This is a genomic window from Methylonatrum kenyense, assembly GCF_023195885.1.
Taxonomy (GTDB): Bacteria; Pseudomonadota; Gammaproteobacteria; order Nitrococcales; family Aquisalimonadaceae; genus Methylonatrum; species Methylonatrum kenyense.
On sequence record NZ_JALPKO010000007.1, the window covers coordinates 34996 to 60863 of the forward strand.

The window sequence follows — 25868 nt, forward strand, 5'->3', positions numbered from 1 at the left end:
ACCAAGGGGACCACAGTGATTCGCAGCATCCGCATCCGCCCTCGCCTGCCGGCTCTGGCGCTGGCCATGCTGCCCTGCCTGGTGTTTGCCGATACCCCCGAGCCATGGCCGGTGCTGGAGGAAGAGCGCCAGCGCTGGGACGGTTGCGCCGATGCGCCACCTGCTTTCGAGATGACGCCGCTGGTGCTGCCCGACGACCCGGACACGCCGATGGTGATCGATGCCGACCGGGCCACCTTCGACAACCGTCGCCGGGTGCATGATCTCGAGGGCAATGTCGAGGTGGATCATGGCGGGCAAAAACTGCGCGCCGATGCCATGCGCTACCTCGAACGCGAGGACCGGGCCGAGGCCCGCGGCCGCATGCGCTACCAGCAGGATGGCCTGATCCTCGGCGGCAGCCAGGGGCACATGCGGCTGGCCTCGGATCAGGGCGAAATGGACGATGTCGAATACGTGTTCGCCGAGACCCTGATGCAGGGCCGCTCCCGGCACCTGGAACTGGAAAGCCGGCAGGTGGTGGTGTTGAGCGACGCCAGCTACTCCACCTGCGAACCGGGCGATGAACTCTGGAACATGCGGGCCAGCCGGATCCGGCTCAATCGCGAGACCGGCCGCGGTGAAGCCTGGCACGCCCGCATGGTGATGTTCGGGGCCCCGGTTTTCTATACGCCCTACGTCAATTTCCCGATCGACGACCGCCGCAAGACCGGTCTGCTGCCACCGACACTGTCGCAGTCGGACCGCACCGGCACCGACATCAGTGTGCCCTTCTACTGGAATATCGCGCCGAACTACGACGCCACGATCATCCCCCGCTACCTGAGCAAGCGCGGGCTGATGCTGGACAACGAATTCCGCTACCTGCAGCGGCGTTTTAATTCGGAGGGCGAGGCGCGGGTCGCCTACCTGCCGGACGACGACGAGTTCGGCAGCGACCGCTGGAGCGTGGCCTTCAACCACCGCATGCGCCTGGCCCGCAACCTGCGCTTCCGGGGTGAGTTCAACCGGGTCAGTGATGACGAGTATTTCCGCGACCTCGGCACCTCACTGTATCGTTCCAGCAGCAACAACCTGCCCTCCGAAGGCACGTTCACCTACAGCACCACCGATGTGCGGGCCCGCCTGCGCACCCAGGTGTTCCAGAACCTGAACCCGGACCTGAACGTCGCCAACCGGCCCTATGAACGGGTACCGCAACTGGATTATCTGTACACGCCGGCGCGGACCGAGCTCGGCGAGGTGCCCTTGCAGGGCACGTTCTACGGCGAGGCGGTGCGCTTCGACACGCCGGGCCGGAGGATCCGCGACACCGGCAACCGCTTCGACATCGCGCCCCGGGTCAGCATGCCGTTCGAATCGGCGGCCGGCTACATCCGTCCCGCCCTGACCCTGCGCGCGACCAACTATGACCTGGACCGCGGCAGCCGGAACGAGGGCAAGGACGCCAGCGTAAACCGGGTGCTGCCGCTGGCCAGCATCGATTCGGCACTGTTCTTCGATCGCCATTTCGAGGGCTTCGGCCGGGAGCTGACCCAGACCCTGGAACCCCGTTTGTTCTACGCCTTCGTGCCGTACACGGACCAGGACGACATCCCGCTGTTCGACACCGGCCGTCCGGAGCCCAGTCTGTTCCAGCTGTTCAGCGAGAACCGCTTCATTGGTGGCGACCGGGTCGGTGACACCAACCAGATCAGCCTGGGCCTGAGCAGCCGCTTCCGGAACCGGCTCAGCGGTCGCGAGTACTTCCGGATCGGGGTCGGCCAGGCCTACTTCTTCACCGACCGCCGGGTGACCGCCTTCGCCGATGACGAACCGGACACCCGCAACCGTTCGGACATCATCACAGAAACCCAGGCCCTGCTGCCGGCCGGCTTTCAGGCCCGCACCGAATTCCAGTGGGACCCGGACACCAGCAAGACCTCACTGGCCGGCGCGCGGCTGAGCTGGATGCCGCCGCGGACCTCGGCCAGTCATGGCCTGCGCCCGGTGATCACCACCGGCTACCGATCGCGATACCGCGATGATCAGCGCCGGCTGGAAATCGGCGACGTGGCCGCCGTGTTCCCGATCAGTCAGCGCTGGAGCGGCCTGGGCGGCTGGCGCTATGACTCGCTGGAAGGGCAAACCATCGAGGCGTTTGGTGGTCTGGAGTACAGGGACTGCTGCTGGAGCATCCGGCTGGTCAGCCGCTATTTCCGGGAAGAACCGCAGGAAGAACCCGATCGCCAGATCCTGTTGCAGTTCGAGTTTCGTGGATTGGGCAATATCGGTGACAATGTGCGCGATCTTCTCGACGAAACCGTTTTCGGTTACGAACGCCTGAGGTAAATCCGTTCCCATGACAGCAATTTTCCAATCGCTGCGCGCTGCCGTCAGCCTGGCCGTGGTCCTGTTTGCAGGTGCCGCCCTGGCCGAGCCGATCGATCGCATCGTCGCCGTCGTCAACGACGACATCATTCTCGAATCGGAACTGCGCGCGGAAACCGTGTCGGTGCAACAGCAGTTTGCCGGCCAGAACCTGCCCACCGGCCGCGAGCTGGAACGTCAGGTGATGGAGCGCCTGATCATGAAGCGGCTGCAACTCAACCGGGCTGCGCAGATGGGTATCACCGTCGACGAACAGACCCTGAACGCTGCGGTCCGCCGGGTCGCCCAACAGAACAACATGGGCCTGCCGGAGTTCCAGCAGGCACTGCAGGCGGAAGGCATTCCGTTCGAGCGCTTCCGCCAGGACCTGGAAGAGGAAATCATCATCAGCCGGCTGCACCAGCAACAGGTGGAGCGGCAGGTTGAGGTGAGCCAGCAGGAAATCGACGAATTCCTGGCCACGGCGGCCGGCTCCGAAGACATGGAATACCGGGTCAGCCTGATCCAGATCTCGACCCCGGACGCGGCCTCCTCCGATGCCATCGCCGAAGCCCGCGAGCAGGCGGAGAGCGCGCTGGCCGAAATCCGCGATGGTGAAGACTTCAACCAGGTGGCAGCCCGGGTTTCCGATGGCCAGCAGGCACTGGAAGGCGGTGATCTGGGCTGGCGCCAGGCGGGCCAGTTGCCGAGCGCGATTGCCGAGGACGTGATGGCCATGGAAAGCGGCGAGGTGTCCGAGGTGCTGCGCGGCGGCAACGCCTTCTACATCGTCAAGCTGGAGGACCGCCGTTCCGAGGATACCCAGATCGTGACCCAGACCCGTGCCCGGCACATCCTGATCCAGCCCAGCGAGGTGGTCAGCGACCAGGATGCCCAGGCACGGCTGCGCAGCCTGCGCGAACGCATCGTCGAGGACGGCGAATCGTTCTCGGCACTGGCGCAATCCCATTCCGATGACCGCGGCACCGCATCAGGCGGCGGCGACCTGGACTGGACCTCGCCGGGCCAACTGGTGCCCGACTTCCAGCGCGCCATGGACAGCCTGGAGATCGGCGAAATCAGCGAGCCGTTCCAGAGTCAGTTCGGCTGGCACATCGTCGAAGTGCTGGACCGGCGCGAACACGACAGTACCGAGGATTACCGGCGTGCCCGAGCCGCCTCGCAGATCCGCGAGCGCAAGGGCGAGGAAGCGCTGGAGGGCTGGCTGCGCCGCCTGCGTGACGACGCCTTCGTCGACAACCGCCTGGAGAGTTGAGCGGCGTGGCCGACCGACTGGCGCTGACTGTCGGTGAACCGGCGGGTATTGGCCCTGACCTCGTCGTGCAGATTGCCCAGCAGGCCCGCAGCCACGGGCTGGTTGCCATCGGCGACCACGATGTCCTGCAGGACCGCGCGCGTGACCTGGGGCTGCCTCTGGTGCTGCGGGAGGATGACGGCGGTCCGGCCTGCAGGCAAGCCGGACGGTTGACCCTGCGGCATTGCCCCGTTGCCGCCAGCGTCCGCTGCGGCCGGCTCGATCCCGCCAACGGCCCCCACGTGCTGGAGATGCTGCGCCTGGCCGGCCGGGGATGCCTGGACGGCGACTTCGATGCCGTGGTCACGGCGCCGGTGCAGAAAAGCGTGATCAACGAGGCCGGTGTCGCCTTCAGTGGCCACACCGAATTCTTCGCCGAGCTCTGCGGCCGCATGCGCCCGGTAATGATGCTGGCCGCCGGCGAGCTGCGGGTGGCGCTGGCCACCACGCATCTGCCGTTGCGGGATGTGGCCGATGCGATTACCGGACCACTGCTGGCCGAGGTGCTGGAAACCCTGGACCGTGACCTGCAACGCTGGCTGGGCATCGAACGACCCCGGATCCTGGTCTGCGGACTCAACCCGCACGCCGGCGAAGGCGGCCACCTGGGTCGCGAGGAGCTGGACGTGATCAATCCAGCGCTGGATTCGTTGCGGGCCAACGGCTTGAACCTGGTGGGGCCCTTGCCCGCCGATACCCTGTTCACGCCACGTTCGCTACAGGGTGCCGACGCAGTGCTGGCCATGTACCACGACCAGGGCCTGCCGGTGCTGAAACACGCCGGCTTCGGTGAGGCGGTCAACATCACCCTGGGCCTGCCGATCGTCCGCACTTCGGTGGATCATGGAACGGCCCTGCCTCTCGCCGGCAGCGGCCAGGCCGAGACCGGCAGCCTGCAGGCGGCGATCGACTACGCGGCGCGCATGGTGCAGGCGGCCGCCTGATTGTCAGTGCTGGTCTCAGCGCAGACTCGCGAATAAATCAGAGTTAAGACCTTCCGGCGCGGCGGGGGCAGGGGAGCAGCAGCTCCGGAAACGCCGTAAACGCGTCCATGCGGGCTCGACGGCGGCATCCCTGCCGCCGACGTTCCTTCGCTGCTGCTCCCCTGCCCCCGCCTTCGTGCAGAACCTCTGCGATTTGCAAGTGCCGTGCTGGTTTCCGCCGCTATCGCGGCGATCCCTGCGTCTCGTTATACTGCTCGGCTTGTTTCACGCACCAGTATTGGGTGGGCCATGCGCACGCTTCGCAAATCGCACAAACTCGCGGACGTCTGCTACGACATCCGGGGCCCCGTTCTGACCGAAGCCACCCGGCTCGAGGACGAAGGCCAGCGCATCATGAAGCTGAATATCGGCAACCCGGCCGCATTCGGCTTCGAGGCGCCGGACGAAATCCTGCAGGACGTGATCCGCAACCTGCCGCGGGCCCAGGGCTATTCCGATGCGCGCGGCGTGTTCGCCGCGCGAAAGGCCGTGATGCAGCAATGCCAGCAGCAGGGCGTGCGCGATGTCGACGTTGACGATATCTGGCTCGGCAACGGTGTCAGCGAACTGATCGTGATGTCGATGCAGGCGCTGATCAACAACGGCGACGAGGTGCTGATCCCGGCGCCGGATTATCCGCTGTGGACCGCCGCGGTCAGCCTGTCCGGCGGCCGTCCGGTGCATTACCTGTGCGACGAGACCCAGGACTGGGAACCGGATCTGGCGGACATGGAGGCCAAGATCACCGAGCACACCCGCGGCATCGTCGTGATCAACCCGAACAATCCCACCGGCGCCGTCTACAGCCGCGAGACGCTGGAGCAGATCGTGGACATGGCCCGACGCCACCGACTGGTGCTGTTCGCCGACGAGATCTACGACAAGATCCTCTACGACGAGGTCAAACATCTGCCGATGGCCTCGCTCAGCGACGATGTGCTGACCATCAGTTTTTCCGGACTGTCCAAGGTCTACCGTGCCGCCGGCTTCCGTTCGGGATGGATGTTCCTCAGCGGCGATCGCAGCGGCGCCGAGGACTACATCGAAGGGCTCAACATCCTGGCATCCATGCGGCTGTGTGCGAATGTGCCGGCGCAGTTCGCCGTACAGACCGCCCTCGGTGGCTACCAGAGCATCCGCGACCTGATCGTGCCCGGTGGCAGGCTCTACGATCAGCGGACCATGGCCTACGAGCGGGTCAATGCGATCCCGGGACTGTCCTGTGTCAAGCCACAGGGGGCCTTGTACCTTTTCCTGCGACTGGATCCGGAAATCTACCCAATCAAGGATGACCGCCGGATCGTGCTGGACCTGCTGCGCCAGGAACATCTGCTGCTGGTAGAGGGAACGGCCTTCAACTGGCCGACGCCGGACCACCTGCGGCTGGTGTTCCTGCCCCACCGCGAGGATCTGAATATCGCCCTGGACCGGCTGGACCATTTCCTCGGACGACTGCGGCGGCAATACGGCACCGCCGCCTGAGGCGATTTACCGCCGAATCGGGGTCAGAACGGAAGCACCGGCGCCACCAGCACGACCTCCCCGGTCGGCGCTCCGGTGGGCGAGCCGCCCTCGGGCTCGATCGAGACCGCGAATGCACCGGCCTGGCGCAGGTCCTGCAGGTCCTCCTCGGCCAGCGAAATGGTGCGGTCGCCGACCCGGGGCAGCAGCCCCATTGAGCGCGGCACCGGATCCTCCTCGGGTGGCAGCAGCCAGAGCTCGTAATCCTGGTCGGGCAAGGTCTCCAGCGGTTCGACGGCGGTGATGCGCAGCCGCTGCTCGGCCTCCTGGGCCGCCAGCATCCAGTGCTGCCGGCCGCCCTCGCCGGAGAGCACGGCCAGATAATCCGCCGACGGCACTTCCACCGGGGCCGGCGGCGGATCCGGCGGCATCATCATGGGCTGGAACACCAGCAGGGCGGCGACGCCGACCGCCCCGGCCAGGGCCAGCGTCCGCCAGACGCGGATGCTCGCGCCCAGTTTCTCCCGGATGCCTACCTCGGCTTCGCTGCGTCCTGCCATATTGATCCGCGCCAGTATCCCCAGCCAGACCCGCTCGGTGGGACGGCGCTCGGGCAGCAAGGCATGCAATGCATCGAAGTGCCGCTGCCAGCCGAGCACGCGCTCACGCAACTCCTGCTCGCGCTGCATCCGGCGCTCGAACCGCAGCCGCGTGCGGCCGGTCATCGTGCCGAGCACGTAAGCTGCGGCCAGCTCGTCGTCCAGCTTCTGCGTCCTGTCGTTCATTCCGCCAGGCACCTGCGAAGGCTTTCCAGACCGCGCCGTATCCAGCTCTTGCCGGTGCCCAGGGGCCGTTTCAACTGGCGCCCCAGCTCCGCATGGGTAAAGCCATGCAGGAAACTGAGCACGATGCTGCGTTGCTGGTCAGGGCTGAGTCGTTCCATGCAGTCTGCCAGGCGCCGGTTTTCCTGGGCCACTGCGGACAGGTCCATCGGGCCGTCATCTGCCGATACCAGCAGTTCCACCAGGCCGTCGTCGCCGTCCGGCCGACGTCCGCGCTGGCGCACCACATCGATCGCCCGATGCCGTGCAATGCTGCACATCCAGGCCATCGCGCTGCCATGCCCCGGATGATAATCGGCGGCCCGGTGCCAAATACGGACATAGGCCTCCTGCAACACCTCCTCCGCAAGTTCGCGCTGATACAGCACGTGCAGGCAAACGGAGAACAGTCGCGGCGACGTCTGCCGATACAGGCGCTCGAATGCCTTCTGGTCGCCATGGCTCACCGACACCAGCAGATCGATCAGTTCGTCCCTTTGGCCCATATCCCCCGGTTCCGTATCCTGAGCGACCAATGTCGCACCCATGATGGAAGGTCGAGGCGACAAGTGCCACATCAGACGGCTGTCACCCTGACCGCCAGCCGGTGCAAGGCAGTACGAACCCTGCCCGGAACCGGATGCGGCGCCCACTCGATCCGTGCCCTTATTTCCTGCCCTGGCCGGATTGCGGTGCCGGACCGGACTGCCTGCGGCCGGACGGGAGGCACCCCGTTACGGGAGCCGCACGGAGCAGAGTGGAAATCCGCGTTTCCCGCGGCAACTTCTGTTGTATTGTTCTGCCTGATGACCATGCCCGAACCCGGAGCCGACCCATGCGCCTTGTGCTTTTCGCGCTGATGCTTCTCCTCCTCCAGCCCGCCATGGCCGGCACCGCGCTGGCCGCGGAGCCACACGCCGAACGCAGCCTGTTCATTGCCACCTGGGACCGGCTTGGACGCGGCAACCGGGATGTGGACCTGGATCAGGTCCTGCAGCGTCTGGGAGACTACCCGCTGGCACCGTACCTGGAATGGCGTGCATTACGTCAGGGTCTGCCTGATGCCAGCGGCGAGGACGTTCGCCGATTCGTGGAACGGCACCCCAACCTGGCAGTGACACCGCTTCTGCAGCGACAATGGCTGAACCATCTGGGCCAGGAACGCCGCTGGGCGGGGTTCCTGGCCCACTGGGATGGTCAGGGCGGTACGACAATGGACTGCTATCGCCTGCGTGCGCTGCGCATGGAACAGGGCGTGGATCAGGACTGGGTCGAGGAGGCCGTTGCGCTGTGGACCGTGGGCCATTCCCAGCCGGATGCCTGCGATGCCGTGTTCGACGTGCTCTACGACCGTGAGCTGCTGAGCCGGGAGCAGCGTTGGGAACGCATCCGGCTGATCATGGCGCGGGACGATCGTCAGTTGGCACGCGCACTACGACCCCGCATCGACCGTCGGGATCGGGACTGGCTCGATGACTGGCTACGCCTTGCCGGCAACCCGGAACGCCGGTTGCGGGATCCGCATTTCGACACCAAATCGGATCGCGGGCGCGAGCTGATTGCCGATGGCATCCGCCGGCTCGCGATACGCGAGCGGGACGTGGCCCGCGAACTGCTCGACCGGTTCCGCGAACGCCAGGTCCTGGACCGCGAAACGGGCCTGGATCTGCAACGCCAGATCGCGCTGCGCGCGGCCTGGTCACGCGACGGGGAGGCCGCCGAGTTGCTGGCCGGTCTGCCGGCCGAGGCGGTCAACAACGACGTCTACGAGTGGAGTGCCCGGATCGCGGTGGGGCAGCAGCAGTGGGAGCGGGTGCTGCGGCTCACCAGCATGATGCCCGGCGAACTCGCCGGCACCGGCGAGTGGCGCTACTGGCGCGGCGAGGCCCTGGCCCGCAACGGACGCCGCGAGGAGGCCGAGGGGCTACTTGAGGAACTCGCCCGGGAACGCAGTTACTACGGTTTCCTGGCCGCGGATCGGCTGGAACTGCCTTACGCGATGAACGATGCCACCGCCGCCCCGGACCAGGAACGGCAGCAGGCGCTGTCCGAGCGCATCGAGTTCCTGCGCGCACGGGAACTACGGGCCGTCAACCTGGAAACCGAAGCCCGCCGCGAATGGCTTGCCGGCATCGACCGCATGAATTCGGCCGAGGACCTGTTCCAGGCCGCGGCCATGGCCATAGACTGGAACTGGTACGACCGCGCCGTGTTCACCGCCAACCGGGCCGGACTGAACGATGCCGTGCGCCTGCGATTTCCGATCGCCTGGCGGCAGGATTTCCAGCGCAGTGCCGAGGCGGAAGGCCTGGACCTGGCGCTGATCTACGCCATCAGTCGAAAGGAAAGCGCGTTCATCGCCGATGCCCGCTCGCATGCCGGCGCGCTGGGTCTGATGCAGGTCATGCCCGGCACCGCACGCCAGACCGCGGCCGGCCTCGGCCTGCCCTCACCCAGTGACCGGGATCTGCGCGAGCCGACCGCAAACCTGCGGCTCGGCGCCAACTACCTGGCCGAAATGCTGGATCGGTTCGACGGCAACCTGATCATGGCTTCGGCCGCCTACAATGCCGGCCCCAATCGGGTGGATGGCTGGGTTCGGGACAATGCCGGACAACCGGCTGCGGTCTGGATCGAAAACATCACCTTCGGCGAGACGCGGGACTACGTGAAGAGTATCCTCGCGTTCCGCGCGGTCTATGACTGGCAGCTGAACGGTGAGCCACGCCGCCTGCGCGATGTCATGCCCGAGCGGATGCCCGGCCCGCGCCGCAGCGAGGGCTGACCCGCAAGCTTAGCAACAGCTTGTGTTTTTCGGTTGCTGGAAGCAGCATATGTTGGGCGCTGCGGAAGTCACAGCAACTCGCAGCCCACCCCATTCGCACCGTTGTCTCGTGCCGCCGGAGCGGCGATGGGCGCGGTTTGCCCGGAGCCTGACCTGTCATGTCCGACAACGGCTATCCCGCCTCACCCTGCGTTGGCCGCTGCCAGATGGATGCGCAGCGCCAGTACTGTCAGGGTTGCCGTCGCACGCTGGCCGAGATAGCTGGCTGGAGCACGATGGACATTGCCAGTCGACGGCGCGTACTGCAGGAGCTGGATGATCGCGGCCAGATGCCACTCGATACGCCTGCTGGATCCGGCCGAGGACTTGCCTGATGGTCAAGCTCACGCGCATCTACACGCGAACTGGTGATACCGGCGACACCGGCCTGGGGGATGGGCAGCGGGTGCCCAAGCATGGTGCCCGCGTTACCGCCTACGGCAGCGTCGACGAGGCGAACGCGGTGCTGGGACTGTGCCGGCTGCATACCGACGGCGAGCTGGACCGGGAACTTGCCCGGGTCCAAAATGACCTGTTCGATCTGGGTGCGGACCTGTGCACGCCGGAGGTGGACAACCCGCCCTACCCGCCGCTGCGTATCGTCGCCGAGCAGATCGACTGGCTTGAGCAGGCGATTGATCGGCACAATGCAGAACTGCCGAGCCTCCGCTCGTTCGTGCTGCCGGGGGGTACGGCGCTGGCCGCACACCTGCATCAGGCACGGACCGTGGCGCGGCGGGCGGAACGGGATGTGTCGGCGCTGGCCGCAGCCGACGAAGTCAATCCACTGACCCTGACCTACATGAATCGCCTGTCGGATTATCTGTTCGTGCTGGCGAGGAAGGCCAACCGGGATGCGGGTGGGGACGTGCTCTGGCAGCCGGGCGCCAATCGGTAAGGGCCGAACGCCCATTCCCAGGGCAGGACAGAGCAACACCACCCGCAGCCTGGTAGGGGCAGTGCCTTAAGCCGGACTCAGTCGGCGGCGTCGAGTTGATTGCGGAGCTCCGCGGCATCGGCGAAGGAAATCACGTTTTCGCGGGTGATGCGCTGCCATTCCTCGGCCAGGTCTCGCTGCAGATTGGCCATGCCATCGGCGTCACCGGACAGGCGCTGTGACAGCTCGCCGATCAGGGCTTCGCGCTTGCTGAGAAAATCCCGGCAGGCCGGGGAATCGACAAATGCCTGAAGTGAACGGCATTGCCCCAGAGCAAATTGACTGTAGGCACCCATCACATCCAGTTGCAGACTCACCATGTGCATCGCGTGGTCGAGCACCATACCGTAAATGCGCTGGCCGGCGACGGTGGCCAAGGCCGCCTGGCGGTGACTCAGGACATACAGGTCCTTTGGCATAAGCGAAGCTCCTGTCGACGTCCGGCGCGGGACCAGTGGTTACCGAGCGTAACACCGTAATCGGATCCCCAACAGCGCCAGTTGCAAATTTGCGAAATCGTCGACTTTTCGCCGTCGACGCCGGCACCGGTGATAAACTGCGGACCGTTTTCCAGCAGCAGGGAAGCCTTGCCATGTCCAGCGCCAGTGATCCGCACTCCGCCATTCTTCTGGTCCACTGCCGGGACCAGCGCGGCCTGATCGCCGCGGTGACCGAATTCCTGTCGCGGCATGGCGGCAACATCCTCGACCTGGATCAGCATGTGGATGCCGTCCGCGGTGTGTTCTTCATGCGGGTCGAATGGGATCTGGAGCGCTTCGCGCTGGCCCGGGACGCGATTGGTCCGGCTTTTGCGAAGGAAATTGCCGACCCCTTCGACATGCACTGGCGCCTGCATTTCTCCGATGAGCGACCGCGCATGGCGATCTTCTGTTCGCGCCTGTCGCACTGCCTGTTCGACCTGCTGGCGCGATGCCAGTCCGCCGAATGGCAGGTCGACGTGCCATTGATCATCAGCAACCATGACGAGCTGCGGCCGGTGGCGGAGAGTTTCCGGATACCATTCGAGCACATCCCGGTCAGTGCCGAGACCAAGTTCGAGGCCGAGGCCCGACAACTCGACCTGTTGCGGCAGCACGACATCGACTTCGTCGTGCTGGCCCGCTACATGCAGATCCTGTCCGCGGATTTCATTAGCCACTATCCAGAACGGGTGATCAATATCCACCATTCCTTCCTGCCGGCCTTCGCCGGCGCGCGGCCCTATCACGCGGCGCATGACCGGGGTGTCAAGGTCATCGGCGCGACCAGCCACTATGTCACCGCCGAACTGGACGCCGGCCCCATCATCGAGCAGGACGTGGCCCGGGTGACACACAAGGACTCGGTCCAGGATCTGGTGCGCCAGGGGCGGGACCTGGAGACCGTGGTGCTGTCCCGCGCGGTCTGGAAGCATCTGCAGCGCAAGGTGCTGTGCTACGACAACCGCACCGTCGTATTCGGCTAACCGGGTCTGTCTCAGTATTTCCCTGTGGACATAAAAAAGCCGCCGGTCCGGTGACGGACCGACGGCTTGTTACCGCTTACCGGAGTCTTAGGCGGCCTTGGCGGCCTTGCTCACGGTGGCGACATTTTCCTGGGTCAGCTTCTGCAGCTCGGCAGTCAGGTCCTTGCCGAAACCGGCCAGCGTGCTGGCATCTTCGTTCAGCTTTTCACCGACGGTCTTGGCAACCTTGGTCTGGTTGCTCAGGAAGTCCTGCAGGCTCTTGGCATCGCTGACCTTGGCGGCAGCGCGCAGCTGCTCGACGCTCAGGTCGGAATAGGCCTTGAGGGCTTCCAGCTGGAACTCGGAGACCTTGGCGAAGTGCTCGATCACCAGGCTGCTGGCCTTGCGAGCGGGGGCCAGATAGGTTTCGAACTGGGCATTGGTTTTGTTCAGGATTTCATCGTACAACATGGTCAAATCTCCTACGATTCAGGGTTATCCGCAGGGGACCTATCCCCTGATGCAATGCAACATAGCACCCTGATTTGTGCTTTGCAACATTTTTGTTGCGCCGCGTCATCACTCCATTCCAGCGAATCCGGATGACAATTCGATGCTCGTCGCGAGATCTTCATCCGGCGTCGTCGCGGAACCCTCGGCAGTCGCCAGAACGCCACCGCTGCCGGCGATTTCCATATCGATCCCTGGCGGCCCGCGCCGCGCGCCCACGGCGATAACGCCCGCAGTGGCAGCGGCGTCTATTTCGCCCAGCGGGATAAGGAGATCGAGCAGCTGGACCGCTGGATCCGGCGGCACACCACCGAGCGTTTCGGATCGGTGCGCGCTGTGGAAGCGGTACAGGTGTTCAAACGCGCCTTCGAGGGCATTGCGCCGTCCAGCCGGCACAAGTCCGGCATCGCCCTGCGCTTCCCCCGGATTGCCCGCTGGCGGCAGGACCTGGCGCCGGGGGATGCGGATTCGCTGGAACAGGTGCATGCCCTGCCCCGGCAGATCAGAAGCGCAGGTTGACCCCGCCATGCACCAGACGTTGATCCCGGACCCGCACCGTGCCGCTGGCGGCATCTCCGCTGAATCGGTCACTGATGCCGGTAACAAGATAGCGATAGCCGATTTCAACCTCGACCCGGTCGGTGACTTCGATCAGACCACCCAGGCGCGGCCCGAGCACCCAGGAACCGGCGGTATCGCCGCTGACCCCGAAATGCTCGCCGCCGTCCAGGGGGTCGTTGCCGCGCCAGCGCACCTGCCCGTAGCCGGCAGCCGCACCCAGGTACCAGGAGAAGATGTTACCCGCCGAACGCACCCAGTCCGCATAAACGGTCACCACCCGCATCCGCGCCTCGTCGTAGCTGACCTGCACTGCATCACCGCCGTAGCGCCAGCCACCCTGCAGCCGCGTGACCCGCAGCAGGACCGAATCATCCATGCCGTTACTGTTGCCGCCGAGGTCATTACCGGCGCGAAACCGGCTTTGCACCGTGGTTCCGGAAATACCCAGCGACCAGCTCTTGTCGCCGCCGTCCGCCGATGCCGGAGCCACCGGCAGCATCAGGGCGCAGGCAAGCCCGATCCATGCAAGACGCATCGTTTCTCCCATAATTCCCGCAAACCATCGGTGAGCCAATAATGCCAGCAAATCAGTCGACGGACCCGATCGATGGCTGGTTCCGCAGGCAGGGCTGGCAAATCCAGCCGTTCCAGCGCCAGGTCTGGCAGGCCTATGCCAACGGCGACAGCGGCCTGATCCATGCGCCCACCGGCACCAGCAAGACCCTGGCGGCCTGGTTCCGCCCGGTATGCGAGGCACTGCAGGCCGAGGGCGCCAAACACCAGAACAAGGAAGCGCCGCTGACCGTACTGTGGATCACGCCGCTACGCGCCCTCGCGGCGGACACCACCGGTCACCTGCAGACCACGGTCGAGCAACTCGGGTTGCACTGGCGGGTTGAACGCCGCACCGGCGACACGCCGCAGCACATCCAGCGCTTGCGGCTGGCCCTGAGCGACGCCTCACTGCTCGACAATCTGCGCCAGTGCCTGAACGCGGCGGAGATGGCGCGCCGGCACTTTCGCGAAATCGCCCGCATCGCCGGGCTGGTCTTCCAGGGCTACCCGGGGCAATCCAAGTCCACCCGCCCCGAACGACTGGCGCCACTGGGTTTCCTGCTCTCGGTCAGCCGCATTCAGAGCCAGTTGAGCAGCGAGGACTGGCAGACCCGGGCCCAGGCCATGCTGGAGCGGCTGAAATCAAGAACGCCGGGCCGGCTGAGGCAACAACCGGCCCGGCGTAATCGACGATTCGGCCGACCCCCTGCGAGATCAGGCCCGCCGCTCAGTACCAGTGCCGCCGACCATGCCGCGGCGACTTCGAGCGGTGGTAGCGCGGCGCGCTGCGGTAGTGCCGCGGCGGTGCGTAACGCTTCGGTGGCGCGTGGTAATGATGGTGGTAGACCACGGTCCGCCGCGGTGGCGCGTAGTGCCGGGCACGAGGTGGGGGTGCCGAATAGTAATGGTAATGCCTGCGGGACGAATAATGATGCCGAGGCGGGTGGTAATGGCGCGCCGTCCGATAATGCGGCGTCGCCACGGCAACCCCGGAGCCGGCGCCCAGCATGCCGCCCAGGATCGCGCCTTCACGACCACCAAGCTCGGCGCCCAGATACCCCCCGAGGGCGCCGCCGACAGCACCGCCAACCAGCGCCCGCTCACTGAGCCGATGGTCGGCCAATACGGCACCCGCCGGCAACAAAAGGCAAACTACGGCAATCAGCGAGCGTCCGGCCAGGACATGGATGAATCGTCGACCAGCTGCCATGACAGCAACTCCTGTATCGCGTTGAATGAAGAGACGCGTGCGAGGGGACGGAATGCCCCTCATCACACCACCCATGATCCACAACGAAACTGAACGGAGGCTGAAGCGCGGTGCAGGACGGAACGACCCAGGAACCGATGGACTGGCACATTGACGTCAAACGCGGGCGACTCGCGGCCGCACGACAACAGCCGTCACCCAACCAGGATGCCCGCCCGGATCCGACCGACATCGATCTGCTGATCCTGCACGGGATCAGCCTGCCGCCGGGAGAATTCGGTGGCCGCTGGATCGAAGATCTGTTTCTCAATCGACTGGACCCCGATGCCGACCCCTACTTCGCCGGCATTCACAGGCTGCGTGTCTCGGCGCATCTGCTGGTGCGGCGCGACGGCCGCCTGATACAGTTTGTGCCGTTTCACCGCCGCGCTTGGCATGCCGGTGTGTCCTGCTGGCGGGGCCGTAAACGCTGCAACGACTACTCCATCGGCATCGAGCTGGAAGGAACCGATGACACGCCTTATGACGACAGGCAATACCGGACCCTCGAGCACCTGCTGCCGTCGCTGCGCGCCGCCTATCCGGGCATCACGGCCGAGCGCATTGTCGGCCACAGTGACGTGGCCCCGGGCCGCAAGACGGATCCAGGGCCGGCATTTGACTGGCAGCGGCTGCGCCGAAGCGGAGGCATGAGCTGATGGATGTGATCGCGATCCTGCTGGCGCTGCTGATCTGCCACTACTGGCCGGTCAGCCGGGACTGGAACATGCGCGCTCCTTTCCTTCGCTACGCGGACTGGCTGCAGGTCCGCCTGGACCTGGCGAACGACTGGAACAGGACGCTGCCGGTGCTGCTCCTGCTGCTTCCTCCGGTGTTGCTGACCGCGCTGCTGCAACTGCTGCTGGGATACCGGCTGGCGGGCATCCCGGCGTTGCTGTTCGGCGTCCTGGTGCTGCTGTTGTGCCTGCCGCCGCTGCGTGCGGATCAACTGCTGAGCAAACTGATCCGCACGCTGGAGCGGAGCCGCGAGGACCAGGCACAACAGCTGGTTGACGAGAACCTGCCGGCGGACCGGGAGCGCTTCGGCGAAACCGCGTCCGAGCAGGCCGAACGGCATGCGCTATCCGAGGGCGCGCCGGATCTGCTGGCGCTGGCCTTCTGGTTCATCGTCTTTGGCCCCTTTGGCGCGGTGGCCTGGCGGCTGGCAGACCTGGCCCGCGGCCTCGCCGAAGATCATGAGAGCGGCGGCCAGGCGTTGCGCGTCTGGCATGATTGGCTGGGCTGGCTGCCGGCGCGCCTGCTGCTGTGTGCCTACGGCTTCATGGGCAGCCTGCAGGCGGTACTCGCGAGCTGGCGCGGTCTTGGCCCCCATGTCAGTAACCGCGAGCTGCTCGACCGAAGTGGCCGCGCGGCACTGCACCTGCCGGCGGATGCCACGCCAGTGCAGCGTCTGACCACGAGCCGGCAACTGATCCGACGGGCGCTGATCGGATTGTTCGCGGCGCTGATCGTGCTCAAGCTGATCCTGCCAATCTGAGATGCGGATCGGAATTGACCTGGGCGGGACCAAGATCGCGGCCATCGCCATGGGCGATGCCGGCGATGAACTCGAGCGGCTGCGCGAGGCCACACCACAGAATGACTATGCAGGCATCCTTGCCTGCATCCGTGGGCTTATCACCCGCCTGGAACAGTCGCATGGCCCCGCCGCCCGGATCGGCATCGGCACGCCCGGCTCCGCATCACCGGCCACCGGCCTGATCCGCAACGCCAATTCTGTGGTGCTCAACGGCCAGGCGCTGCAACAGGATCTGGAGAAGGCGCTGGGCCGCCCACTGCGGCTGGCCAATGATGCCAACTGCTTTGCACTGTCCGAGGCCCGCGACGGGGCCGCCGCCGGCGCCGACTGCGTGTTCGGCGTGATCGTCGGCACCGGCACCGGTGCCGGCATTGTCGTCCGCGGCGCGCTGCAGCAGGGCGTCAACCGGATCGGTGGCGAATGGGGTCACAATCCCCTGCCCTGGCCGCGCGACGAGGAGTGGCCGGGACCGGCCTGCTACTGCGGTCGCCGGGGCTGCATCGAGACCTGGCTCAGCGGCCCCGGGCTGAGCGCCGCCCACCATCGCCAAACCGGAATCGCGCTGAGCGCCGCCGAGATAGCCGCCGCCGCGGCCGGGGGTGATGCCGCCGCATGCCGTAGCCTGGAGGATTACGCAGATCGCATGGCACGCGGTCTGGCGACGGTGATCAATGTGCTGGATCCGGATGTGATCGTACTCGGCGGCGGCCTGGGGCAGATCCGGGCCCTGTATCAACTGGTGCCGGACCGCTGGGGGCAGTACGTGTTCTCGGACGTGGTCCGCACGCGCCTGCTGCCGCCCCGACATGGTGATGACAGTGGTCTGCGAGGTGCCGCCTTGCTCTGACGGCAGCGGACCACAGGGCGACTGAAACGACGAGAATCAGCCCGGCCGCTTGGCCCCGGGGCAGGGCTGACTGATGCGCTGGCGCTCGCCATCCAGGCGGATGGCCGTCAGACAGCCACCCCAGAGACAACCGGTATCCAGCGCCACCAGATCCCCCTGCTCGAGATAGCCCAGGGTCGACCAGTGCCCCACAACCAGGGTCAGACCCGCCGGCATGGGCTTGCGCCCGGGAACCTGGAACCAGGGCACGAGGCCGTCGGGCTGGCCGCCCGGTGGACCCTTGTAATCCATCCGCATCCGGCCCTGCATGTCACAGAAACGCATGCGGGTGAAGGCATTGATGATGCAACGCAGCCGGTCCCAGCCGGTCAGGTCGTCCGACCAATTGTCCGGGGTGTCACCGTAGATGTGGTCGAAAAGCTCCCTGTAGCCCTCGCCAGCCAGTGCCGTCTCCGCCTCTCGCGCGCGCTCCCGCGCCTGCTCCAGGGTCCAGGCCGGCAGCAGCCCGGCATGCAGCATCACGTAACCGAGCCCAGGATCCTCGTGCAACAGGGGCTGCCGACGCAGCCAATGCATCAGCTCGTCGGCATCCCGTGCATCCAGCACATGCTGCACGGTGTCGTTCTTCTTCAGGTTCGACGCCCCGGCCCAGGCGGCCAGCATGTGGATATCGTGGTTACCCAGAATCACCGTGGCGCAGTCGCCGAGGTCGCGCACATAGCGCATCACGGCCAGCGAGCGCGGGCCACGGTTGACCAGGTCGCCGGTCAGCCAGAGCCGGTCACGCTTCGGGTCGAATTGAAGGCGGTCGAGCAATGCCAGAAACTCATCATGGCAGCCCTGAATATCGCCAATGCAGTACGTCGCCACGGTAGTATCCGTCAGGCCTCAGTGCAGGGTGTTGGGCATGGCCAGCGTGAACGGCTGGATTTCCGCGACGAAGCTCACACCATCATCGGCCAGCATCTCGTAGCTGCCGCGCATGCTTCCGACGGGTGTTTCGATCATCGCGCCGCTGGTATAACGAAATCCCTTGCCGGGCGACAGGTGCGGTTGTTCGCCAACCACACCTTCACCGCGCACTTCGCGCTCTTCGCCGTTGGCATCAGTTATCACCCAGTGGCGACTGATCAGGCGGACGGCCACCTCGCCGACGTTGCGGATGGTGACGGTGTAGCTGAAGACGTAACGGCCGTTGTCCGGATCGGACTCGTGATCCAGATAGGTCGGGGCCACATCCACTTCCACGTTATATTGCTTGAGTTCGTCCATCACCGCCCTGGTATGCATGGTTTTGCCGACATAACGCGCCCCGAGTAGCGCGCCGGCACCTGGGCCGGCTTCCGCCCAGCGTCGGTCGGATGTTTTTTTCGAGCTTCAGTCTAACGCGTCACTTCGGCGACATGAAGGCAGCCAGGGCATCGGCAAGTGCCACAAACGCGGCCACCCCGAGTTGCTCCGGTCGCGCACTGGGGTCGACGCCGGACGCCCGCATGTCGGTTTCGTCGAGCAGGCCGGCCAGGCTGCGCCGGAGCATCTTGCGACGCTGGCCGAAGGCGGTTGCAACGATCCTGGAAAACACGGCTTCGTCCACTGCCCGCAACGGTTGTGGACGCAGCGGCAGCAGGCGCACCACGGCTGACTCGACCTTCGGTGCGGGTCTGAAGGCCCCCGGCGGGACGGTGAACAAGCGGTCCACCTGGCAATGGTACTGCACCATCACCGACAGGCGGCCGTAGATCCGGCTGCCGGGTGGAGCCGCCATGCGATCCACAAGTTCCCGCTGCAGCATGAAATGCATGTCGCGGATCAACTCGCGCTGTTCGAGCAGATGAAAGATCAGTGGTGAGGAGATGTTGTAGGGCAGATTGCCGACCACCCGCAGGCTGGCGGCCTCGGTGGCAAACTGGCCCAGGTCCGCCTGCAGGGCGTCGCCCTGGCGCAGGGCCAGCTCGCCGAACTCCGCCGCCTGCGCCGCCTGCGCCGCCAGCGGCGCGACCAGATCCCGGTCCATCTCGATCGCATGCAGCCGCCCGGCGGCCCGCAGCAAGGGCAGGGTCAGCGCGCCCTGGCCCGGGCCGATCTCCAGCAGTTGGTCGTCGGGTTGCGGCCCGATCGCCCGCACGATCTGTTCCACAACACGCTGGTCATGCAGAAAGTTCTGGCCGAAGCGCTTACGCGCGCGGTGGCCCGGCGGCTTCGCCCCGGCATTCACCGGGAAGATGCATCCGAGTCGGAAAACACCGGCAGATGCGCCAGTGCGATCACCCCGTCATGCGCCTGCACATCACCCTCGGTACAGATCGCCGCGGTGCCCACGACGCGGCCACCGGCTTGCTCCACCAGCTCGCGCATGCCGGCCAGCGTGGACCCGGTGCTGATGACGTCGTCCAGCAGCAAAACGCGTTGACCACGGAGGACTTCGCGGTCCTTCTGGTCCAGATACAGGCGCTGCTCACGGCCGCTGGTAATTGACAGGGTCGTGGCCTGCAGCGCATTGCCCATATAGGGCTTCCAGGCCTTGCGCAGAACCACCGAGGCCTTGCGGCAACGCAGGGCCAGGGCGTGAATCAGGGGAATGCTCTTGGCCTCGGCGGTCAGCAGCACGTCGAAGCTGACAGCCCTGAGCTGTTCCGCCAGGGCATCGGCGGCGGCCTCGGTGAGTTCCGGGTCGCCGAGGATATTGAGCACCGCAATGCGTACGCCGGGTGCGACCTCGAACAGGGGCAGCTCGCGCTGCAATGTGCCGATGTTCAGCCGAAAGCTCGATGCGCTCATCTCACCCTCCGTTGACCAGGACTCCGGTTCGCCGGGACGTCGGCCGGCCCCGCAGTCGCAGTACCGGGTGCAGGTGTCCGGCCAGCACGCAGCCCTGCCGCATCGGTTCGGGCTCATGCCGGAACACGAACGGCCCATCGGCCAGTGGCCTGTGCCGCCAGTCCAGCATCCAGTCCTCCGGCAGGCGGTCAAGACCCCGATCGTGATTGCCCGCCACCAGGGTGGTCTGCAGCTGACGGTGCGCATCCGCCAGGATCAGCGTCCGCCGGGCCGGCCACCAGATCGCGCGACGCGGCAACTGGTGCAGGGTCTCGCCCTGCAACCGTATGGCCAGCCCCTGCTCCGCCGCGCCGGTCATCCGAAAGCCGCGTCCGGCAGTGGCGTCGCGTATGCCCGCTGATAGGCGGCAGCGAACTGCTCACGGCTGAAGTGGTGATTCTGGGTGCCGTGGTGGGCGATCTTGATACTGCCCATCAGCGAGGCGATGCGGCCGGTCAGTTCCCAATCCAGATCGTGCAACAGCCCGTGGATCAGGCCGGCACGGTAGGCATCGCCGCAACCGGTGGGGTCGTTTACCGCGCTTGCTGTTGCCGCCGGGATTTCGAGACAGCGACCGCCGGTGTAGATCCGTGAGCCATGGGCACCGCGTGTCACCACCAGTGCCTCCACCCGGGCCGCCATCTGCTCCAGACTCAGGCCGGTGCGCTGCTGCAGCAATTCCGACTCGTAATCGTTGACCGCCAGCCAGGTCGCCTGCTCCATGAAGTGGCGCAGTTCCTCGTCCTGGAACATCGGCAGGCCCTGGCCGGGATCGAAGATGAACGGCAGGCCGGCCTCACGAAACTCGCGGGCATGCTGCAGCATGCCGTCACGGCCGTTCGGCGCCAACACCCCGAGCCGGGCACCACTATCGGCCGGCACATGCACCTGGTGCGCCTGGTTCATCGCACCGGGATGAAACGCGGTGATCTGATTGTCGTCCAGGTCCGTGGTGATGTAGGCCTGGGCGGTGTAGTGCTGGTCCAGCTCGAGCACATGGTCACGCGGTATCTGCCAGCGATCCATCCACTCCCGATAGGCCGGGAAGTCACGACCGACGGTCGCCAGACAGATCCCCTCATCACCCAGCAAGCGCATGTTGTAGGCGATATTGCCGGCACAGCCGCCGAATTCCTTGCGCATGTCGTCGACCAGGAAAGCCAGGTTCAGGATATGCACCTGATCGGGCAGGACGTGATTCTTGAACCGATCACGGAACACCATGATCGTGTCGTAGGCGATCGATCCGCTGATCAATGCGGGCATGCAGATTCCTCCGGGATTGTCGGTCGGGGCGCTGCTCAGGCGTCGGGCGTCCAGCGGAGATCCAGTTCGCGTGCCGCCCGGACCTCGTCCAGCCGGCGGACGGGCAGCCGATGTGGCGCGCCCTGAACCAGTTCGGGATCGCGCCGCGCCTCCTGCCGAATGGCCACCATGGCGTCGACGAAGCCGTCCAGCTCCTCGCGGGTCTCGGTCTCGGTCGGCTCGATCAGCAGACACTCCGGAACCAGCAACGGGAAATAGGCGGTCGGCGCATGATAGCCGTAATCCAGCAGGCGCTTGGCCACATCCATGGCGCCGACCCCGAGGTCGCGGGACTCGCGCTTCAGGCTGATGATGAATTCATGGCTGGCCCGGCGTTGCGGAAACCAGACCTGGAAACCTTCGGCACGCAACCGGCTCATCAGGTAATTGGCATTCAGGGTGGCAAACTCGGCGACCCGGACCATGCCCTCGGCACCCAGCATCCGGGCATAGACGTAGGCCCGCAGGATGACGCCGGCATTGCCCATGAAGGCCGACAGGCGGCCGATGCTCTGCGGCCGGTCGGTTTCGGTCAGCCAGCGGTAGTGGTCACCGTCGCGACCCGCCATCGGGATTGGCAGGAACCCCTGCAGCCGCTCGCCGGCCCCGATGGCACCGGCGCCCGGACCGCCGCCGCCATGCGGCGTCGAAAAGGTCTTGTGCAGATTGATGTGGATGACATCGAAACCCATGTCACCAGGGCGGGACTTGCCAAGAATGGCGTTCAGGTTGGCGCCGTCGTAATACAGCAGGCCACCCGCCTCGTGGACCAGATCCGCCATCTCGCGAATGCGACGCTCGAACACACCGAGCGTGGAGGGGTTGGTCAGCATGATGCCGGCGGTCTTTGGACCCAGCGCCTCGCGCAGGGCCTGCATGTCGACATCGCCGTCGGCGTCGGTGGGCAGTTCGCGCACGGTAAAACCGCACATCACGGCGGTGGCCGGGTTGGTGCCGTGGGCGGCATCCGGCACCAGGATCTCGGTCCGTTCACTGTCTCCCCGCGCCTGATGGTAGGCACGGATCATTGCCACACCGGCGAACTCGCCCTGGGCGCCGGCCATCGGCGTCAGACTGAACTCTGCCAGGCCGGTGACCGTGCACAGCATCTCCTGCAACTCCTGCACGCAGGCGAGGAACCCCTGGCTCTGCGCCGCCGGCGCCCAGGGGTGGCGCTGCAGGAAACCCGGCAGCATGGCCAGCGAATTGCTGGCCCGCGGGTTGTATTTCATGGTGCAGGAACCCAGCGGGTAGAACTGGGTATCGATCGAAAAGTTCTTCTGCGACAGACGCGTGTAGTGCCGCACGGCCTGCAGTTCCGACACCTCCGGCAGACAGGGTGGCTGCCGGCGCAGTGCCTCCGGTGGCAAGTCGCCGGTGTCCGGGGATGCGGCCGGGGCCTGGACCTGCGCCCTGCGGCCGGGGCGGCCCTGATCGAAGATCAGACGGTCCTGCCTCATGCAGCCTCCCGCAGGATATCGGCCAGGGCGTCACGATAGGCCCGGATGTCGCTATCGGTGATGACCTCGGTGGCGCAGACCAGCACGCCGTTGGCAAGCGCCGGATCATGCTGTCCGAGGGGGTAACCGCCAAGCAGGCCACGCCGGGCCAGACGTTCCAGCACCGGCTCGGCGGGTTGCCCCAGATCCAGCGCCCGTTCATGGAAACAGGCTCCCTGGTGCAGGGCGCGCACGCCCGGCAGTTCGCAGAGGTTCCGCACCAGCGTGCGGGTGCGTTCGTGGCAGCAGGCCGCCACCCGACGCAGGCCCTCGGCACCCAGCAGCGCCATGTGGATGGTCGAGGCGGTCACCACCAGACCCTGGTTGGTGCAGATATTGGAGGTCGCACGCGACCGCCGAATATGCTGCTCACGGGCCTGCAGGGTCAGCGTGTAGCCCTCCACGCCATCCAGGTCGACGGTGCGACCGACAATACGCCCGGGCATCCGCCGGACCATGCTGCGGCGACAACAGAGGAATCCGTAGTACGGCCCACCCGAGGACAACGGCACGCCCAGTGGCTGACCATCGCCGCAGGCAATATCGGCACCGTGCTCGCCCCAGTCACCCGGCGGCTTGAGCAGGGCCATGGCCAGGGGATTGACCACACCGATGACCAGTGCGCCGGCGGCGTGCGCCCAGTCGGTCAGGCGGTCCACGGCCTCCAGCCGCCCAAAGAAATTCGGCTGCGGTATCACCACGGCCACCACGTCATCGAGCAGCGGCAAGGCCGCCACATCAACCACGCCGGAGGCCGGCTCCAGCGGCAGTGATTCCAGCGTCACCCCCTGGTTGCCAACCACGGCCTGTGCCACCTGGCGGTACACCGGATGCAGACTGTCGGCCACCAGGATGCGTCCGGAACGCACCTTCTGGTTCGCCCGGATTGCCATCAGCATGGCTTCACCAAGCCCGGAGGCACCGTCATACAGCGACGCGTTGGACACCTCCATCGCCATCAGGCCGCACATCATGGACTGGTATTCGTAGATCAACTGCAGCGTGCCCTGACTGGCTTCCGCCTGATAGGGCGTGTACGCGCTGTAGAACTCGCCCCGCGTCGCCAGTTGCCAGACCGCCGCCGGCACGTGGTGCTGGTAGGCACCCGCGCCGATGAAGCACGGCCCGGTCTGGTCGCGGCCCGCACGATCCTGCATCAGCCGGCCGATTTCCATTTCCTGCAGTGCTGGCGGCATCGGCCGCAGGCTGCCCGCGCGCAACTCGGGTGGAATCTCGTCGAACAGCGTGTCCAGGTCCGGCACGCCAATCGCCGCCAGCATCTCGCGGATGTCATCCTCGGTGTGCGGGATGAACGGCACTAGTCGTCCTCTTCCTCGGCAAGCATGTGTTCGTAATCCTCGGCGCTCATCAGTTCTTCGATCAGATCCGGATCCTCCGCCTTGATTCGCATGATCCAGCCGTCGCCGTAGGGATCGGTGTTGACCAGTTCCGGCTCGTCGGTCAGTCGGCCATTGGCATCCACCACCACACCGCTGACCGGCGCATAGATATCGGATGCCGCCTTCACCGACTCGACCACGGCGCAGGCGTCCCCGGCTTCGACATCGGCATCCAGTGACGGCGTCTCGACGAACACCAGATCGCCGAGGGCCTCCTGGGCATGGTCGGTGATGCCGACAGTGATCAGGCCATCATCGTCCAGCCTTGCCCATTCGTGGCTGCTCGCATAGCGCAACTCTGTGGGTAGTTCACTCATCCCTGCTGTCCCCTGTTGAGATATCGGTTTTCATTCGCTCGACACCAGCACGCGTCCATGGCGTACAAATGGCGGCCGTACGACTCGCGCCTCCAGCAAACGTTGGCGGCTCTGCACAACGACGGTCTCCCCGGGCTCCAACGGCAGTCGCGCCAGACCGATCGAGCAGCCAAGCTGCGGTGAGTATCCGCCACTGGTGACGACTCCGCCGCCATCGCGACCGGTCAGTGCCACCGCCTGCCCCTGACGCAGCATGCCACGCGCCTGCAACACAAGCCCGAAGAGGTTGCGGTCCGGCCCGGCCTCGCGCTCAGTCGCCAATGCCTGACGGCCGATGAAGTCGCGCGTCTCCGGTTGCCAGGCCACGGTCCAGCCCAGCCGCGAGACCAACGGTGAGGTACTCGCGTCCATATCCTGCCCGTACAAGTGCATGCCGGCCTCAAGACGCAGGCTATCCCGGGCGCCCAGGCCACAGGGCGCAACACCGGCATTCATCAGCCCTTGCCAGAGGCCCGCCAACTGTGCGGCAGGTACAGCAACCTCGAAACCATCCTCGCCGGTATATCCTGTCCGACCAAGCAGCCAGGCGCCGCGTTCCAGACAGCCGAACGGCTCGAGTCCGCGCAGCGCGTCACCCAAGTCCGACTCCAGCAGGCTGGCCAGAACGTCCGCGGCCTGCGGTCCCTGTACCGCAAGCAGGCCCAGGTCGTCGCGCAAGCGCAGATGCACATTGAAATCGGCGCCCTGCGTCAGCATCCAGTCCATGTCGCTGGCCCGGTTGGCGGCGTTGATCACGCAGCGGAAACGGTCCTGCTGCAGACGGTAGACGATCAGGTCGTCGAGTACCCCGCCCCGGACATTCAGCATGCAGCTGTACAGGGCCCGTCCATCATCCAGGCGCGCCACATCATTCGCCAGCAGGCGGCGCAGGAACGCTTCGGCCTGATCACCGGCGACATCCACCAGCCCCATGTGCGAGACATCGAAAACGCCGCAGGCGGAACGCACCGCGGCATGTTCGCGCAACTGCGAGCCGTAGTGCAGCGGCATATCCCAGGCGGAGAAATCGATCATCCGCGCGCCGGCCGCCCGGTGCAGGGCATTCAACGGCGTCTGTTGTTGTGCACTGCTCAT

At 65.9% G+C, this 25868-nt stretch carries 28 protein-coding genes; 12 read left to right on the top strand and 16 right to left on the bottom strand.

What is annotated here, in order from left to right; translation table 11 throughout:
- The first annotated feature begins 15 nt into the window (after positions 1–15).
- From M0534_RS09470 to M0534_RS09485, 4 genes are all read left to right on the top strand, one after another.
- On the top strand, positions 16–2331 hold the full coding sequence (locus M0534_RS09470; RefSeq protein WP_248568184.1) for an LPS-assembly protein LptD: 2316 nt from the start codon (positions 16–18) through the stop codon (positions 2329–2331).
- Between the two features lie 10 nt (positions 2332–2341).
- Positions 2342–3625: a peptidylprolyl isomerase gene (locus M0534_RS09475; protein WP_248568185.1), complete on the top strand. Its 1284-nt coding sequence runs from the start codon at positions 2342–2344 to the stop codon at positions 3623–3625.
- Positions 3626–3630: 5 nt separating this feature from the next.
- On the top strand, positions 3631–4608 hold the full coding sequence (pdxA, locus tag M0534_RS09480) for a 4-hydroxythreonine-4-phosphate dehydrogenase PdxA (RefSeq protein ID WP_248568186.1): 978 nt from the start codon (positions 3631–3633) through the stop codon (positions 4606–4608).
- A 288-nt stretch (positions 4609–4896) separates the two neighbouring features.
- The gene (locus M0534_RS09485; RefSeq protein WP_248568187.1) at positions 4897–6129 is read left to right on the top strand and encodes a pyridoxal phosphate-dependent aminotransferase; all 1233 of its coding nucleotides are present in this window, start codon (positions 4897–4899) and stop codon (positions 6127–6129) included.
- A 23-nt stretch (positions 6130–6152) separates the two neighbouring features.
- On the opposite strand, the gene M0534_RS09490 is transcribed toward M0534_RS09485, so the two are convergent.
- A complete protein-coding gene (locus M0534_RS09490) occupies positions 6153–6893 on the bottom strand; it encodes an anti-sigma factor (protein ID WP_248568188.1) in 741 nt (246 codons plus the stop codon).
- Positions 6890–7435, bottom strand: coding sequence for a sigma-70 family RNA polymerase sigma factor (locus M0534_RS09495; protein WP_248568189.1), 546 nt, complete (start codon positions 7433–7435; stop codon positions 6890–6892). The genes M0534_RS09490 and M0534_RS09495 overlap by 4 nt, the downstream gene beginning before the upstream one ends.
- A 329-nt stretch (positions 7436–7764) precedes the next feature.
- Here M0534_RS09495 and M0534_RS09500 point away from each other — a divergent pair, with 329 nt between their 5' ends.
- The 3 genes from M0534_RS09500 to M0534_RS09510 all read left to right on the top strand — a co-directional run bounded on the left by M0534_RS09500 (position 7765) and on the right by M0534_RS09510 (position 10651).
- The gene (locus tag M0534_RS09500; RefSeq protein WP_248568190.1) at positions 7765–9714 is read left to right on the top strand and encodes a transglycosylase SLT domain-containing protein; all 1950 of its coding nucleotides are present in this window, start codon (positions 7765–7767) and stop codon (positions 9712–9714) included.
- A 158-nt stretch (positions 9715–9872) separates the two neighbouring features.
- A complete protein-coding gene (locus M0534_RS09505; RefSeq protein ID WP_248568191.1) occupies positions 9873–10088 on the top strand; it encodes a DUF1289 domain-containing protein in 216 nt (71 codons plus the stop codon).
- Positions 10088–10651: a cob(I)yrinic acid a,c-diamide adenosyltransferase gene (locus M0534_RS09510; protein WP_248568192.1), complete on the top strand. Its 564-nt coding sequence runs from the start codon at positions 10088–10090 to the stop codon at positions 10649–10651. Before M0534_RS09505 ends, M0534_RS09510 begins: the two co-directional genes overlap by 1 nt.
- Positions 10652–10728: 77 nt before the next feature.
- Here the strand turns inward: M0534_RS09510 and M0534_RS09515 are convergent, their stop codons facing one another.
- Positions 10729–11109, bottom strand: a complete 381-nt coding sequence (locus tag M0534_RS09515) for a hypothetical protein (RefSeq protein ID WP_248568193.1) — start codon at positions 11107–11109, stop codon at positions 10729–10731.
- 173 nt (positions 11110–11282) lie between these two features.
- Here M0534_RS09515 and purU point away from each other — a divergent pair, with 173 nt between their 5' ends.
- A complete protein-coding gene (gene purU / locus M0534_RS09520; protein WP_248568194.1) occupies positions 11283–12155 on the top strand; it encodes a formyltetrahydrofolate deformylase in 873 nt (290 codons plus the stop codon).
- A gap of 87 nt (positions 12156–12242) precedes the next feature.
- Here the strand turns inward: purU and phaP are convergent, their stop codons facing one another.
- The 3 genes from phaP to M0534_RS09535 all read right to left on the bottom strand — a co-directional run bounded on the left by phaP (position 12243) and on the right by M0534_RS09535 (position 13740).
- Positions 12243–12605 carry a TIGR01841 family phasin gene (gene phaP, locus M0534_RS09525; RefSeq protein WP_248568195.1) on the bottom strand — a complete coding sequence of 121 codons (363 nt, stop codon included), beginning with the start codon at positions 12603–12605 and terminating at the stop codon, positions 12243–12245.
- A gap of 108 nt (positions 12606–12713) precedes the next feature.
- On the bottom strand, positions 12714–13172 hold the full coding sequence (locus tag M0534_RS13820) for a hypothetical protein (RefSeq protein WP_428348675.1): 459 nt from the start codon (positions 13170–13172) through the stop codon (positions 12714–12716).
- On the bottom strand, positions 13147–13740 hold the full coding sequence (locus tag M0534_RS09535; RefSeq protein WP_248568196.1) for a hypothetical protein: 594 nt from the start codon (positions 13738–13740) through the stop codon (positions 13147–13149). Before M0534_RS09535 ends, M0534_RS13820 begins: the two co-directional genes overlap by 26 nt.
- A 41-nt stretch (positions 13741–13781) precedes the next feature.
- On the opposite strand from M0534_RS09535, the gene M0534_RS09540 reads away from it, so the two are divergent.
- The 4 genes from M0534_RS09540 to M0534_RS09555 all read left to right on the top strand — a co-directional run bounded on the left by M0534_RS09540 (position 13782) and on the right by M0534_RS09555 (position 17396).
- Entirely contained in the window at positions 13782–14867 is a 1086-nt protein-coding gene (locus tag M0534_RS09540) for a DEAD/DEAH box helicase (protein ID WP_248568197.1), read from the top strand.
- Between the two features lie 240 nt (positions 14868–15107).
- Complete coding sequence (ampD, locus tag M0534_RS09545) at positions 15108–15668, top strand: 1,6-anhydro-N-acetylmuramyl-L-alanine amidase AmpD (protein ID WP_248568350.1); 561 nt, start codon at positions 15108–15110, stop codon at positions 15666–15668.
- Positions 15668–16507, top strand: coding sequence for a regulatory signaling modulator protein AmpE (gene ampE, locus M0534_RS09550; RefSeq protein ID WP_248568198.1), 840 nt, complete (start codon positions 15668–15670; stop codon positions 16505–16507). Before ampD ends, ampE begins: the two co-directional genes overlap by 1 nt.
- 1 nt (position 16508) lies before the next feature.
- Positions 16509–17396, top strand: coding sequence for an ROK family protein (locus M0534_RS09555; protein ID WP_248568199.1), 888 nt, complete (start codon positions 16509–16511; stop codon positions 17394–17396).
- 36 nt (positions 17397–17432) lie between these two features.
- Here the strand turns inward: M0534_RS09555 and M0534_RS09560 are convergent, their stop codons facing one another.
- The 10 genes from M0534_RS09560 to gcvT form a co-directional block, all read right to left on the bottom strand.
- Entirely contained in the window at positions 17433–18266 is an 834-nt protein-coding gene (locus tag M0534_RS09560; protein WP_248568200.1) for a symmetrical bis(5'-nucleosyl)-tetraphosphatase, read from the bottom strand.
- Between the two features lie 18 nt (positions 18267–18284).
- Positions 18285–18686 carry a Co2+/Mg2+ efflux protein ApaG gene (apaG, locus tag M0534_RS09565; protein WP_248568201.1) on the bottom strand — a complete coding sequence of 134 codons (402 nt, stop codon included), beginning with the start codon at positions 18684–18686 and terminating at the stop codon, positions 18285–18287.
- Between the two features lie 100 nt (positions 18687–18786).
- The gene (rsmA, locus tag M0534_RS09570; RefSeq protein WP_248568202.1) at positions 18787–19611 is read right to left on the bottom strand and encodes a 16S rRNA (adenine(1518)-N(6)/adenine(1519)-N(6))-dimethyltransferase RsmA; all 825 of its coding nucleotides are present in this window, start codon (positions 19609–19611) and stop codon (positions 18787–18789) included.
- Positions 19608–20174, bottom strand: a complete 567-nt coding sequence (locus tag M0534_RS09575; protein WP_248568203.1) for a phosphoribosyltransferase family protein — start codon at positions 20172–20174, stop codon at positions 19608–19610. The genes rsmA and M0534_RS09575 overlap by 4 nt, the downstream gene beginning before the upstream one ends.
- A gap of 1 nt (position 20175) precedes the next feature.
- Positions 20176–20532 (bottom strand): metallophosphoesterase family protein, encoded by a 357-nt coding sequence (locus M0534_RS09580; RefSeq protein WP_248568204.1) that lies wholly within the window; start codon positions 20530–20532, stop codon positions 20176–20178.
- Positions 20529–21479, bottom strand: coding sequence for a carbohydrate kinase family protein (locus M0534_RS09585; RefSeq protein WP_248568205.1), 951 nt, complete (start codon positions 21477–21479; stop codon positions 20529–20531). The genes M0534_RS09580 and M0534_RS09585 overlap by 4 nt, the downstream gene beginning before the upstream one ends.
- A gap of 35 nt (positions 21480–21514) precedes the next feature.
- On the bottom strand, positions 21515–22978 hold the full coding sequence (gcvPB, locus tag M0534_RS09590; protein ID WP_248568206.1) for an aminomethyl-transferring glycine dehydrogenase subunit GcvPB: 1464 nt from the start codon (positions 22976–22978) through the stop codon (positions 21515–21517).
- On the bottom strand, positions 22975–24336 hold the full coding sequence (gene gcvPA, locus M0534_RS09595; RefSeq protein WP_248568207.1) for an aminomethyl-transferring glycine dehydrogenase subunit GcvPA: 1362 nt from the start codon (positions 24334–24336) through the stop codon (positions 22975–22977). The genes gcvPB and gcvPA overlap by 4 nt, the downstream gene beginning before the upstream one ends.
- Complete coding sequence (gene gcvH / locus M0534_RS09600; RefSeq protein ID WP_248568208.1) at positions 24336–24734, bottom strand: glycine cleavage system protein GcvH; 399 nt, start codon at positions 24732–24734, stop codon at positions 24336–24338. The genes gcvPA and gcvH overlap by 1 nt, the downstream gene beginning before the upstream one ends.
- A gap of 30 nt (positions 24735–24764) precedes the next feature.
- Positions 24765–25868, bottom strand: a complete 1104-nt coding sequence (gcvT, locus tag M0534_RS09605) for a glycine cleavage system aminomethyltransferase GcvT (protein WP_248568209.1) — start codon at positions 25866–25868, stop codon at positions 24765–24767.